A 13,223-nucleotide genomic window follows, 5' to 3' on the forward strand; every position below is an offset into this window, starting at 1 on the left:
AGGCGCGCCGGGCGCGCAATCGGCCTACTGGGGGCTCTCGGGGATATCAGTGCCCCGTTCAATCAGCATACTCTCGATGCGTGCCAAAGCCTTGACGCAAAGGATCACGCCTGATGTGGCTTGACCGACGACCAGCAAAATAACCAGGTCTATCCCGAGGTCGAAAAAATCGTATATGTAGCTGACCAGCAGGAGAATGACGGTCAGCAGGATATTGATGGGTAGCCACCGATAGTGGATCATTAACGCGCTGTCGATGGTCTCGTAGAATGCTTTCATATCTGGTCTCCCGAAGTGTGGGGTCTGCGCAAGGCAGACCCCTTGAAGCGTGGTACCGCGGGCTAGTGACTCATGTACTTGCTGGAGCCGCTGCTGCCGCCACTGACATGGCCAATAAACATCATGGCTCCCCCGATGGCCAGACCAAAGCCGGCAGTCACTGGCCCGCCGGTTATTCCCAGCCCGATAACGGCCATACCCCCGGCCGTCCAGTCACTCATTCCGCCCGCCACCATGTCGATTTCGGCGGTAGAGAGCTCTGCTCTGCCCTGCAAGGCGAGGACATTGTTGTCACAAACATTGACATTGTTCATAGCAATTTCCCTATTACCATTAAGTGGGCCATCATCCGATGGCTTTCACACACCCTGTGTGAAACGGGGCCGGCCACGGTGCCTGGCATCCGTCGCCGCAATTCTACAATCCGTTCCGCCCTCCGGATCGTCTCTGCTCTGTCGCGTGCAAGGCAAGCAGCCAGCCAACGGTTGTGCTTCAACTGTCGAGACTCTGATACGATCTGCTGCTCTTAGCGAGCTGTTTTGCGATAAAGTGTTGAATGGCGCTGGCGGCGGCCCACACTACGGCCGGGAAAAGATATTTGGACAGACATATCATGATAATCGCGTCCCTGAGTTCAGGCGACGATAATCGATAGATTTGAAGATCGGCAGCTACGGACGCCGCAAGGAATCCACTGATGAATACGAGAGTGATTCTGCTGAGTTGCATTGGCATCCTTGTCCCTGTGGTTCTGCATTCGGAACCGTTAAGTTCGGCTCCCGGTCTTCCCTGATCGGCCTCCAGCTCCCAGTGCAGAAGAGGCCAGGCTTGGATCAACTGTTGCTAACAGTTTAGTACTACCCGCCGCAATTGAGGAGTCCCCAAATTGGCCAATTCCGCGCAAGTCTCATCCAGAGTCCTGCCTGAACGACTGGCTGTATTGCGTTTTCATGATAGTCGAGTAGGTCAATCGTTCAGTAGCCAAAGGGATCGTCAGCAGGATAGGGGGCATCGAAGAGAGTGACGCTATGGCATTTCGCAATTGCGTCGATCTCGCTTTGTACGATGCGCAATGCGTTATGGATAGCTTGAAAAGAGTCAACGCCGCAGGCATATCGTTCGACTATTTGTATGTCCTCGCTTGTGCGAATAGGGCATCGCCAGTCCAGGCCAGCAACCGTCGGTACATCCTGAATGGGCATGCCTATTTCAAAAAGAACCTTCGAACAGACGCCATTCCGAGCGACTTCACATTCCCGCGAAGCGATCACAGAGGTAAATTCGGTAGGGATCGGTGGGAGTTCGGTCATCGCTGGTTCCTGGGCAGAGGTTCAATCTTTGTCATCTACGACAGAATGAAGTTTAGCTTGTTTGGTGAAAACATGCGCTGTTATTGCTTTGGCGCGCAACACAACTCCTACAACACGGGTTCGCATGGAAGCGTGAAGCGCCGGAATGGAGGTCCAGTACCGCGGGGGCTAACGTGGTTGTTTTTGTCACTATTTTTTGCGCCATACTTCTATTGTTCCTGCACCAGCGAGGAAACATGTGGCCGCCACCAAGAGAATATCCGCAACAAACAGCAATACTTCCAATATTCCTTCACTACTACTTTTTAAGTAGAACGCATACTTGCATTCAGCTTTGTGATCGGCAACGTTTTCACAATCCGTAGTTTGTTCCATCACGACACCTGAAACTTTTTCAAATTCGTATGATGCTTCGGCAGCCTCTTTGTCTCGATCAAAGACATACTGACCAAATGTTAGAAATCCACTGCCAAGCCCTATAAGGCATGCAGCCGCAGCAGCAATAAGATATTTTTGTATGTCAGTTACCAGCACTTCCCCTCCCTGAATGATAACGTGGCCTTGGCCGGCAGAAACGAAGCGCAGCGGAGTTCCCGTCCGAGTGCAAGGTTTGGTTAGCTGATCCTCGGAATCTGAACTTTCGCATCAGCTTTCGTATAAATACCGAGGTCGACTTTTAGTTGAGTCCGCAGCGAGCTGAAGTGATCCTTAATCTCCTCGGCGGAGGCCTCGGTACGTTCGAGTAGTTTAAGTCCTCCTAAAAACAAATCGGCTGCATTGAGCGATAAATACATAGCGTTACCGTTTTTATAATACCAGTCTCGAAGATCCTCGAAACAACTACCCTTGGCTGTGCTGACGTCCAGCTCCGCAACTTCACGTGGCGTGAGCGGTTCTGTCTTCTCCCAAAGCATCTGGTAGGCCGCTGTCCGCTCTGGTGCCAGGGCGGTTTGAAAAGAAAGGGCACCTTTGAAGGTTTCAAGCCGGTGGTTAAGCCAATAGGCAGCGATAAGCATGATAACGCCGATGAGTAGCTTGTCGATTATAGCCAGGAAAATGTCGTCGGGTAAATTCATATTACCTCCTGTTACATGGTCATGGCAGCTAGCGCCTCACAACAGCTGTGGCTCCGAAGGAGCCACCCCATGCAATAAATAGTTAGACACCGATACTTTACTACGTGTAGACATTCAATTAATGGAGTCCAGTTTAACGCCATTGATGTTGAGCAGCTCAAAAGAGAGGATTTTCCTCTTCGCTAACGCATGATGGAACCAAACGGTGGAATTCTCCATGCCTGTGGCTAGGCTGGTCGGTTGATTCCACAAAGGCACTATACGTCGCTTACCATTCGATTCCTCTTTTTTAAACTCATCTTTGATTGCTCCGGTTTCCAGCGCGATAAGAGCGTGGGCAACCTTAAAAGTAGACGCAGGAAGGACACGGCGTTTTGCAGTGGTTGCATTGCAAACGAGGCGCTTGTTCTGAGATGGCAAATACAAAACAAATGTTGCCCCTTGCGCCTGATCAGCAAGGTACTCGCAGCCATCGGCAATGGCGTAGTCGTCAACCGTCGTGCCTTGTTTGTCAAACCTGGATGTCTGCGCGTGGATATCCAACGACACCATAATCAATGAGGTCAGGACCAATCGGCTGAACCAAAACTTTCCATTTTTCATCAATAAACTCGCTATTACAACGCTCGAAGCAATTCGTCCGATAGCTGCGCCTTATTGGTCGACAGGACCCATCTCCGAGTCAGCGCCTGCACCTGTAGTGCATAGCGGCCGCGCATTGTTATGCGCTTCCTACGCATAGTCGAACAACCAATCCTGATTCTGACAGCTACAAGAAACATTTCTACCCGCGATCAGACTGACATCACTATGATACCGAAATCCGCTGGCTTGCATGCGTCAGGCCGCAATCAGCCGGAGTGACAAGCGGTCACTTCCGGGCCCACGTCGTACTCATCGTGGCGCCGGACCCAGTCCATGATTTCCGTCTCGTTGCGGCCTTTCGGCGTGATGTCGAGATAAATGAAGGCGCCGATGACCTCCTCATTGCCGCGGGCGTAGCTAGAGTAGGTGTGGAACACGGCGCCGCTTTCGTCCTTGTAGAAAACGCTGAGGCCAGGCAGTTCTTCGCTGAAGTATTTCGGATCCTCGATAGCTTGGTAATTGTAGTAGAGCCGACCAGCCTCCAGGTCTTCCCGGGCGAAAGAGACCTGAAAGTCGAAATTGAAGTCGCTGCCCAGGGAGGACACCCACCGCGCCGTCCAGCCCATACGCCTTCGGTAGGCTACCAGCTTTGCTAGCGGGGCACGGGATACACGAACGTAACCGACGTCGTGATTGGCGAGGTGGACGATGGTGCCCTCGGCATGATCCGCCTCCAGCGAACAGCTAGGGCAGCCCGCATTCCAGTCCGGGCCGAACATAAAATGATGCACTATCAGCTGACTGTTTGTGCCGAATAGCTCGGCAAGCGTCACTTTCCCATCCGGCGTTTCGAAGACGTATTCCTTCTCCACTTTCACCCATGGCAGCTCGCGCCGCTCTCGCGCGACCAGGTCACGCATGCGGGTAAGCGCCTTCTCGTTCTTCAGGTGGGCTTTGCGTGTCTGAGTCCACTCTGCTCTAGACACAATTCTCGGTGATTCGATCTGGCTCATGACGGACCTCCTCATGTGAATTCAGCGTTGTTCCGGGTGCAACACCGGAATAACTCCGTATGCATCGAGTAGTCGTTCGCCACTCATCAAAATCGACAGCCGCAATGCGGCTTTATACCTGTTGGCGCTGCAGTCATGGCGGGCCTCCGATACGACATCTTCTTCGGCCGGGGCGGCGGCCTCTTTAGATATAAGCATATAGGGAGTCCACATGATTCCGCCAATCAATGTTCTGACAAATTCTTTAGTAGTACCTGGGTCCAACATTGTTTCGCGCTCAAATGACCGACATAGCGCCGTTATGAACGCGACGGCCATCTGTTTCGAATCTCAGAAGACTGAGCCCTGGACATCACCGCAATTTCGGGCTGCACCTGTCAGATTGTGAATGCCTCTGTATTCTTCCCTCGTTTGTTATTCCTATCACTTTGCTCTAATGTTGGAGCAGCTCGAAGCCGTGCCGAGCGTGCTCGTGTTTCGTTTCCTAATGTCTGTGTCCACATCTATCCAAGGAGTTTCTTATGCCAATGATGTTACGAACCAGCCTTGTACTCGCCCTTTCCGCCATGTTACTTGGGGCCTGCGGCGGTGACGCCGATGACAGTCCCACGGCCGGGGCCAGTGCGGGGTGCACGGAACGCAGTGGGGCCTGGTTCGGCAAGCGAGCGGACGGTGCCATGATCACGAGCCAGACACGAGATGCGTGCGAGGAGCGGATTCGCGAGTGAAGCCGGGGCTTGCCGAATTTTCATTCGATACTTTCTAACGCCGCCAGCACGCGCGGCTCTGTAGTGGAGGCGAAGCCGCAACGAAAAAGCCGTCGCCGTGCCTGGCCTTGTTGAACGAAGCCGCTGCGCGGCACGGTCAAGGTGGATCGCCACGGCCTGCAGTTCTTCTACCAGCACGTCCTTAAGAAGGATTGGATTTGGGTGGATATCGTCAAGCCGCCCAGGAGAAAGCCATCGTTCTGGTTGGGATAGGTCGCGGCTGACGCGCGAGATATCCTTATTTGATGTACGGTTGAACACCGAGTTAAGCGCTGCGCAGATGCTAATTCATTTGAGAACAACTATCTAAATTGTTGACCGATCGCTGAGCAGCTTCAACGAGCTGATCTGGGCTAATGCCCAACTTCTGAAAGGCACGAGTGGAGGGGGTGTAGTTCTCTTGTGCTGCTGCTAGCAGGACATCAGCGCTAAGCAGAAACCGTGCAGTGCGAGTTTTACGTGTCTCGGCGAGGCGCTTAACCAGAGACTTTCCTGAAGGCTCTGTTTCGTACAGGGCAGACTTTGGCAACGGCAAGGCGGATGGCAGGTTGGTAACCTCGACTGCCGTGGTGGAGATCCCAACGGAAGCGAGTGCGTCAGAGCGCTGGGCCGCGAGAGCATCCTGAAATTGCTGCTCGGTAAGACCAAGGCTTGCAAACGCTTGTGCGGCTGTTTGATCTGGCAGGGCCAATGCAGCAAGGATGAAGTGTTCAGAACCCGGCTTGGATCGGCCCTGTTGATGAGCAAGATCTTCTGCGAGTGTACACAGCCGAGCTAGCGTTTGAGCATCGCGAAGCTTGCGCTTGAACAACTGAAACATGAAGCCTCCTAAGTTCGACTACCTCGATTGCAGGTGCGACAGCCGCTTGTGTGCGGCTTGCTTTGACACTCCTAAAGCCTCTGCGATCTGAGACCATGACCAACCTTGCCGAAGCGCTAGATAAACAGCTTTTGCTTCAAGCTCGTCAGCCATTTGGCGCAAGGTGAGGACTGCGGCTAATGCGTCTGCCGTGTCGCCCGGATCGGGAATGTGCTTTGGAAGTGACATGGCGTCAACTATAGTTGACGGACTCCCGATTGTCAACAGGTGTTGACGGTAACCTTTTGCTTGAATGCGTAACGCCTCAAGAACCTGCGCGCTTTAGTGCGTCTGGCACGGAAGACGCGAAGTTGATTGACTTGTTAACGCGGTTTCCCCACGAACGAATAATACACCGAGATACCCAAAGATTCTTTAAAGGCAAGAATAGCCCTGACTCTAGTGGCGTTAGGAATAGGGTAAACAACACCACTGGAATAACACCCACTGTGCGGCAAGCGGGGTCGATCGAGCGACATGCCCTGTGAACGACAACGATGTAGAAAAGCACAGTAGGTACAGTAACTAGAGTAAGTATCAACAGAGTCGGTAGGGAGAACTGGGTTGCTTCTGTCGCAGCGGACGCGCAGGTAGAAAAAAGCCAAAAGACATGAAAGATGTAGGCTTTTAAAAGCCTTGCCCGCTTTCTCTTCAATCGTTCGATTAGCTGAAGGTTATTCATCGTATTAACGCGAAAGCTCAGCCGACACCCGCGAGCATAGCGAGTGGGCGGTCGGCTGGAGCGCCTTGTTGGGCGGCAATTGCTGCATAAGAACTGATTACATCTCCTCACTTGGTAGCCCGATCAGGTCTGTCACTCCGACATCAATGCCTAGTTGGGTAAGAAGGGTCGTGATCTGGCCACGATGATGTGTTTGATGATTGAAGAAATGTGAAAGAGCTAACCAAAGCGGATATCGCCGAGGCTCAGGGTTTACGATGCTGGTATAGACCAAGTCTGAGTCTACATCTTGCGGGGAAAGCGAAGCCACCCATTCGACGATGCGGTTGTCCTCAGCCTCGCGCTCGCCTCGAAGAACGGCGAAGTCTGTGTAGAGCTCTTGATCTAGCGACTTGACATGGAATGGCTTACCTGTGAACCGCCCCATCCAGACTCTATCAGCAAGTAATAAATGGTTGAGGGTGCCATGGATTGATTTGAAAAAGGCGCCCATTTCGCGCTTCCGCTTCTCATCTGACAATCCAGAGCAGCACTCGTAGATTTTATGGTTCATCCAGCGGTTGTACCGCGCCATCGTTTGAATGTGCATTTGGCTTGCGCCCTCGCCTTTATTGCCGCCCAACGATTCAAAAACCGGCGCGCTGTAAGCGCGTCCGGCGCCGGAGGCGCGTAGTTAATTGCCTGGTTATTGTGGCGCGGAGAAAGCCAACCCGAGAACCACGTTGCCGGAGCGAAAGCGGAGGCTTTAGCTCAACGGATGCACCGAGAACGGAATTGCTTGGCAAACCTAAACTGGCCACTTTGAAAGTTGCACTTTTAGAAACGAAGTGACGTTTCATTCCCTGAGGTGGTTGGTCAAGTATTTTGAGCCACTCCGCTGATCAGAGTCGAGCCGCGCCGGTTGAGCGCTTTCAAGTATCTGGATTCGTCGTAAGCTGTGTTGGACTACCAGCAACGGTAGAGCACACGGATCCACTTGTAGGCGAGGGAGCGTACAGCTGCTTGGTGCCCTTTGCCCTTCTCTCGTTGCTGACGATAGTAGACCTCTGCCCAGTATGAGTAACAAATACTATGACTCGCCCATTCAATGAACGTCTGCCGAAGGAAGCGTGGACACTGGGTTCGCCAGTGCACCCATTTCTTCTGGCCACTGCGCTCGGTGACAGGTGCTACTCCCACATACATCTGAATTTCATCCGCACTCTGAAAGCGATCGCGCTGCTCCCCGAAAGCCACCAATAGTCGCGGGGCTAAAGCTGCCCCGGCTCCCGGCAGGTTTTCAAATAACTCATAATCCGGGTGACCAACAGCTAGAGATTCAATCTCCGTATCGTACTGTTTAATGGCACGTAGTGATACTTCTAGCTGCTCAGCGAGTACCTGGACCTTACGTGCGTAGGCTGAGATCAACGGCTTGTCGACAGTCAATGGGCGGGCGCTTCTGATGCCCCTCAGACGCTGTTCTTGTACTTCCTTTCGGTTAGCGCGATGCTCTTGGAAGAACTTTTTCAGCGTTTTGGTATCGGCACTCTGCACTTTTTCCAGGCTAGGCCAGCGTTGGAGAAAGCTGCAGAATAAAACAGTATCAAGTCGCTGGAACCAGTCCAGGCACTGGGGATAGTACTGCTTTAGTGCGGCATTCAATCGGTTGGTGAGTCGCACTTTATCCGCCACCAACTGCCGCCGGTGTTCTACCAGCAGTTGAAGTTCTCTCAGCTGGGGGCCTTGGGCTTTGAGTGTCTGGAAGCGCTCGGGATGTTTCAACACCAGGTCGAGGGCGAGCTCTGCGTCAGAAGGATCGTCTTTGGCTCCACTGGGATGTAACAATTTACGGTAACGAGCGAGTGTGCTGGGGTTGACCGGGACGATTTCGATGAAATCGTATTTCTGTAGTGCGTACACTACTGGCCCGCGGGTAAGTTCGACAATGATCGCGACAGGGCCGCCAAAACGCTGGTACAACGACAAGGCCCACTCTTCAATCTTGTCTACCCGGTGGGGAATGCATGCGAATTCGCGCTCTGAAAAACCTGCTCTCTGAATACAGGCATCGTGCTTTTTATCGGCCCAGTCCAATCCAACAAATGCCTTGAAATAGCTTTCGGATATAGCTTCCATGAGCAATTCCCTCCCAAAATGCTACAGTCCATATAGGGACATGCATGCCCGAGTTCGGCGAAAGTGATATAGGGGCCGGTGCAACGGCAATCCCTGAGTATTCGTTAATGAACTCGAGCGCACCTGCTGGCTCGAAGATGAAACGTCGATCGTCTGGCGATTCCGCGGAGACATTCGTAGCCAGCAGGTGCATGTCCCGCCTTGGCTGGCAGTTGCCTGCCAATTACCGTAGTAAAGCCCAAGAAACGGGACTGAGTATCTATATCCGCGGAAACGTTTTCCGGTTATAGATGGCACCCGGAACAGAGGCACTGAGATATAAGCAGGGTGGGTTTCCCGAGACCCGGATCTCTGATCGCAGTGGCCAAATTGTGGTGAACTCCATCTCTCGATTCCTTGGTGGATCCGCTTAACGTCAGGCTTTGGGGCGGGCTTGTAGTAGCGAAGCTGCGGAAAGACCGTCCCAGCCCCGTAGGGGCGACAACAGCCGCTTGTTAAGCGGTTCTTTTATGGCGTCTAAATCCATAAAGATGCTACCGGAATTATAATACCCAGGACGCCAACACCGCCTAGTAATGCTATTGATTGTTGTGAAAGGTCATTCATCATCAGCCCAACAATAGCACTTCCGAAGAACAGCGTACTTAAAAGAATAATCCATAAACCAAGAGACGCTGATCCGATCAGCACTAAGATAATCGACAAAGCTACCCACGCGAAAACTACAAACCGCAGTGCTTCAAGCTTCGATTCATTCTGGACTAACAGTAGAGCCAATCCGACTATCGTGGAAATAATTGAGATACCCAATCCCAAAAGAACAGACACAAGATTGTCGAGTAAGTACAGAGATCCAGCAATTCGATATCCCTTCAATTCCATGAGAACTCTCCTTAGTTCGCGATCCTCTTAACGCCGCGTTAACCGGCGGCCTGCGGCGAAGCCGCGATTAGGCTGTCCAGCGCCGTCAGGCGGAGACTTCCTTCGAAAAAATTGACACCCATCAGTTAGCTTCACGCTGCTTCAAACTCCACCGGACTTTGATACCCGAGTGATGAGTGTAATCTCTCATTGTTGTAAAAACGAATGTAATCTCTAATCGCACCTCGTAGCTGCCCATCCGTCTCAAACTTATAGCGATGGTACATATCCGACTTCATCGACTTGTACCATGACTCCATGTGCGCGTTGTCATTCATCCGGCGCGGTCTGTTCATGCTTTGGATAAAATCAGCCTTTTTCAATGCCTTCTTAAAATCTGCAGCCAGATACTCCGTGCCTCGATCCGTATGAAAGTAAATTTCTCCAGCCGGGCGCCTTAGATTCAACGCCTGTTGCAACGCCCGACGCGTTAGCGCCGAGGTGCGCTCTGCGCCGTATGACCAACCCAGCAGTCGTCTGGTATGTCGATCCATCACCGTGGACAGATATCGGCGCTGTCCGCCCGCTTTCAGGTAGGTGACATCGCCTACCCACACCTGATCCTTCCTGGTGATCTCCAGCTCATGAGTCTGGTTCTTTACACTGCCGAAGAAGCGACTTGTACCAGGCGTCCGCCGATACAGCGTGCTGGAACAAGCCTTGATACCGTTTTCGCGCATGATCCGCTCTACACGGCGTCTGCCCACCGTCTCGCCGGCTCTCCTGAGCACCCGGTGAATCCGCGGACTTCCATAGGTGTGCTGACTCTTGTCATAGGCAGTCTCGATCTTCTTCAACAAGGCCTTATCAACAATTTCCCGCTCGCTCGGTGGTCTCTCCCGCCAGGCGTAGTATCCACCCCGAGTAACTCCATATAGCTCGCACATGCGCTTCAACGCGAACGTCCCTTTGTGGTAGTCGATGAAGGCGAAGACTTCGCTTTTCGAGTGGAAGTGTACTCGATGGCTTTTTTTAAAAGGTCATGCTCCACCTGCAGGCGCTGATAGTCTCTTTTAATGCGCCGCAGCTCCTTTGACTCAGCAGCAACCTCTTTATTGATTTCTGCACCCTTGGTCATAATCACCCCCTCTCGAACCTGCTTTCGCCATCGCGACAGCATGAAGGGATGAATATACAGAGATTCGGCAACATCCTGAATCGCCACTCCCGGTAATTCACTCAGCTTGACTGCTGTTGCTTTGAATTCATCGCTGTATTTATACATCGTTCTGGGACCTGGTTTCGGCATTTTCTTGCTCTCCTGACAGTTAGGTCAGGGTGTCAACTGAACCGAAGGAACTACGGCGCGTAGTTGAACGCCTGGTTATGCATGCCGTCCCCCTAGCCACTTACCTTTTGACGAAGCTAGGAATAATATCAGTGGAAAGACAGTAAATAGCGTCTGCTCAAAAGCCAATCCCACGATAAATGCAAGTGGGGAGCCTTGCCCATCTGGGCCTTCAAGGCTGCCATGTTCCACTATGAAGCTATACCTCGACCATAAAAGCCACAGACCCAGAACGAAACAGAAGGCAGCAAAGCTTCGCACCACAAAAAATGAGTATTTCGCATACCTCAACCAAAGTATAGGTCCGGATAAAGCGCAGAGACAGACCACCAGAAACACAGGAAAATACCAGAATGATCGAACATGTCCGAGCAATACTAGGGATATCAGGAAAATGATTAGAAATGAAATAGTTCGCGAAAGCATCTACGTATCTAAGGCTGCATAACGCCGAAGATAACCGGCGCGGCCGCAGGCCGTGTCCGGCGCCGTAGGCGCGTAGTTAATCGAATTGTTACGTGTTTTCATCGCGAGCCTGTGGGAAATGTTCATATATGTATTCGCTAGTGATATTGCGAGTAGTGTTTGAGAAGCTGTAGTAGTCTGGCTTCTTATCGAAGAACACCTGCCGATTGAAATCTATACCTTTGTCGCTATCAAACAGCCCCGGCGGGATACCATACTCGCCGCTTTCAACCGACTTAATAAAAAGGTGGCTTCCACACACTTTGCAGAACCCCCTTTCAGCCCAGTCCGAGGACTTGAAGACTTCGATATTCTCAAAACCTTCAAATTTCACATCGGAACCACATTCAAGCTCCATCAATGGGCCGCCCGACCATTTCCGACATCTTGCACAATGACAGGCGCCAAGGTCAGTTGCTGCAGCGTCTACACTGACTCTAACCGCACCACAGAGGCAACTACCTGTCCTTTTCATATTGATCTGGTTCCAATTCTGCGTGTCTCGACTGGGTGGGCACCTAACGCCGCGCACACCGGCGCGAGCCTGCGAGCGTCCGGCAGCCGAAGGCTGCGAAGTGCTGCGCTTGGTTATGAGTGCTCACTTCCTGGTACCAAAATTATGATGATGGAACTGGGGCATAACGGCGTCCTTACCGCTTGCGAGCTTTTGACCGCAATAAGGGCAGAACGCCACCTGAATCTTAATGGTTTCGATTGTCTGCCCCTCATATTCAAGATAATGGTCGCGCTCAAGGTCTTCTTCTGCCGCTACCCTATTCAGGTTTAGATAAACATCGGAGCCATCTTCTTCGAACCATACCTCAGCCAGCGAACAAGAAGAGCAACTATGAATCAAATCTCGAACCTCGTTAAGCACTCATAACGCGGAGCACAGCGGCGCCCTTTCAAGGGCGTCCGGCGGCCGCAGGCCGCGTACTGGTGCGTATTGTTATGTAGCCTTGGCACCCAAGCTACCCCACTTGGATAAGAAATACTTATCCGGAACAATAAAGGCAAGGAACACCGAAACGCCACCAAATGCTGAAAACCCTAACTTAAATGCACCGTCACGAAATACTTCAGGGTGAGCCTCTGCGACGTAAAAAACGATATTCGTATAAATTGCGAAAATCGGAAATAGGCACAAGAAAAATAGACAAACCCAAATCCAATATTTCCCGTTACGTTTTAGCCTTTGCTTCGCCCCGCAACTAGAGCAAGTAATCGAACCGATCGAAGCCTTGAAGTACAGACGCCAAGTCCATATTTCCGGCGAATGGCAAGTTTCGCACTTCATCTCATAAGCCTACATAACGACCGCAACAGCGGCGACAACGAAGCTGGCGTCCGGTGCCGTCAGGCACGCACTGCTTGCGCTTGTTATGGGTTATAATTTGCGGCAACATTTCACCAGTTTGCTCATTTATGGAGACGACTATGAGTACGGCAGAACTTGAAACTCTCAGGAATGCTGCCCTAAGCCTGACTGAGCAGGAACGGGCTAAACTTGCCAGTGATCTTATGGCCAGCCTCGATGGCCCCTCTGAGGGAGATGTCGCAGAAGCTTGGGATATCGAAATTTGCCGGAGAATCAATGAGATAGAGTCCGGCAAAGCAGAATTACTGGACTTGGATGAAGTCCTTGCCAGAGCCAAATCTCGCATAGGTGCCTGATTTTGAAGATAAAGGTCAGCAAGGAAGCTGCCCGGGAACTTGAAGAAGCTGTTGCCTGGTACGAAATGGAGCAGCCCGGCCTTGGGTCCAGGCTCATTTCTGCCTTTGAGCATGGAGCTCGCCTTCTCAGGGGACCTAACCCTCCGCTCATACCGATTACGGGGAATGCCGCCGGACTTGGTGCAA

At 52.0% G+C, this 13,223-nt stretch carries 17 protein-coding genes and 1 pseudogene; 1 reads left to right on the forward strand and 17 read right to left on the reverse strand.

Translation table 11 applies throughout. From position 1 onward, the window contains the following. Positions 1-24: 24 nt before the first annotated feature. The 17 genes and pseudogenes from G3T16_RS10080 to G3T16_RS10160 form a co-directional block, all read right to left on the reverse strand. Positions 25-279: a hypothetical protein gene (locus G3T16_RS10080; RefSeq protein WP_163495110.1), complete on the reverse strand. Its 255-nt coding sequence runs from the start codon at positions 277-279 to the stop codon at positions 25-27. Between the two features lie 62 nt (positions 280-341). After that, positions 342-593, reverse strand: a complete 252-nt coding sequence (locus tag G3T16_RS10085; RefSeq protein ID WP_163495111.1) for a hypothetical protein — start codon at positions 591-593, stop codon at positions 342-344. A gap of 660 nt (positions 594-1,253) precedes the next feature. After that, on the reverse strand, positions 1,254-1,589 hold the full coding sequence (locus tag G3T16_RS10090) for a DUF6968 family protein (protein WP_163495112.1): 336 nt from the start codon (positions 1,587-1,589) through the stop codon (positions 1,254-1,256). A gap of 189 nt (positions 1,590-1,778) precedes the next feature. Further along, a complete protein-coding gene (locus G3T16_RS10095) occupies positions 1,779-2,123 on the reverse strand; it encodes a hypothetical protein (protein WP_163495113.1) in 345 nt (114 codons plus the stop codon). 80 nt (positions 2,124-2,203) lie between these two features. After that, a complete protein-coding gene (locus G3T16_RS10100; protein WP_163495114.1) occupies positions 2,204-2,665 on the reverse strand; it encodes a hypothetical protein in 462 nt (153 codons plus the stop codon). Between the two features lie 114 nt (positions 2,666-2,779). Then, positions 2,780-3,268 carry a penicillin-binding transpeptidase domain-containing protein gene (locus tag G3T16_RS10105; protein ID WP_163495115.1) on the reverse strand — a complete coding sequence of 163 codons (489 nt, stop codon included), beginning with the start codon at positions 3,266-3,268 and terminating at the stop codon, positions 2,780-2,782. A 248-nt stretch (positions 3,269-3,516) separates the two neighbouring features. Beyond that, a complete protein-coding gene (locus G3T16_RS10110; RefSeq protein WP_163495116.1) occupies positions 3,517-4,263 on the reverse strand; it encodes a DUF899 domain-containing protein in 747 nt (248 codons plus the stop codon). 21 nt (positions 4,264-4,284) lie between these two features. Beyond that, on the reverse strand, positions 4,285-4,581 hold the full coding sequence (locus tag G3T16_RS10115; RefSeq protein ID WP_163495117.1) for a hypothetical protein: 297 nt from the start codon (positions 4,579-4,581) through the stop codon (positions 4,285-4,287). A gap of 732 nt (positions 4,582-5,313) precedes the next feature. Continuing rightward, entirely contained in the window at positions 5,314-5,850 is a 537-nt protein-coding gene (locus tag G3T16_RS10120) for a Clp protease N-terminal domain-containing protein (RefSeq protein WP_163495118.1), read from the reverse strand. A gap of 18 nt (positions 5,851-5,868) precedes the next feature. Beyond that, a complete protein-coding gene (locus G3T16_RS23080) occupies positions 5,869-6,078 on the reverse strand; it encodes a helix-turn-helix domain-containing protein (RefSeq protein ID WP_163495119.1) in 210 nt (69 codons plus the stop codon). Positions 6,079-6,668: 590 nt separating this feature from the next. Continuing rightward, the gene (locus G3T16_RS10130) at positions 6,669-7,193 is read right to left on the reverse strand and encodes a DinB family protein (RefSeq protein ID WP_197911633.1); all 525 of its coding nucleotides are present in this window, start codon (positions 7,191-7,193) and stop codon (positions 6,669-6,671) included. Between the two features lie 233 nt (positions 7,194-7,426). Further along, positions 7,427-8,689 (reverse strand): annotated as a pseudogene (locus G3T16_RS10135) (IS110 family RNA-guided transposase). 516 nt (positions 8,690-9,205) lie between these two features. Then, positions 9,206-9,571, reverse strand: a complete 366-nt coding sequence (locus G3T16_RS10140) for a hypothetical protein (RefSeq protein ID WP_163495120.1) — start codon at positions 9,569-9,571, stop codon at positions 9,206-9,208. 131 nt (positions 9,572-9,702) lie between these two features. Then, on the reverse strand, positions 9,703-10,533 hold the full coding sequence (locus tag G3T16_RS10145; RefSeq protein WP_232059362.1) for an IS3 family transposase: 831 nt from the start codon (positions 10,531-10,533) through the stop codon (positions 9,703-9,705). Next, positions 10,503-10,859 carry a transposase gene (locus G3T16_RS10150; RefSeq protein WP_163495121.1) on the reverse strand — a complete coding sequence of 119 codons (357 nt, stop codon included), beginning with the start codon at positions 10,857-10,859 and terminating at the stop codon, positions 10,503-10,505. The genes G3T16_RS10145 and G3T16_RS10150 overlap by 31 nt, the downstream gene beginning before the upstream one ends. A gap of 553 nt (positions 10,860-11,412) precedes the next feature. Beyond that, positions 11,413-11,838, reverse strand: coding sequence for a GFA family protein (locus tag G3T16_RS10155; RefSeq protein WP_163495122.1), 426 nt, complete (start codon positions 11,836-11,838; stop codon positions 11,413-11,415). 123 nt (positions 11,839-11,961) lie between these two features. Then, positions 11,962-12,240: a hypothetical protein gene (locus tag G3T16_RS10160; protein ID WP_163495123.1), complete on the reverse strand. Its 279-nt coding sequence runs from the start codon at positions 12,238-12,240 to the stop codon at positions 11,962-11,964. Between the two features lie 560 nt (positions 12,241-12,800). Between G3T16_RS10160 and G3T16_RS10165 the strand changes: the two genes are divergently transcribed. Beyond that, positions 12,801-13,037 (forward strand): addiction module protein, encoded by a 237-nt coding sequence (locus G3T16_RS10165; protein ID WP_163495124.1) that lies wholly within the window; start codon positions 12,801-12,803, stop codon positions 13,035-13,037. The last annotated feature ends 186 nt before the right edge of the window (positions 13,038-13,223 follow it).

It is taken from the genome of Kineobactrum salinum (assembly GCF_010669285.1).
Classification (GTDB): domain Bacteria; phylum Pseudomonadota; class Gammaproteobacteria; order Pseudomonadales; family Halieaceae; genus Kineobactrum; species Kineobactrum salinum.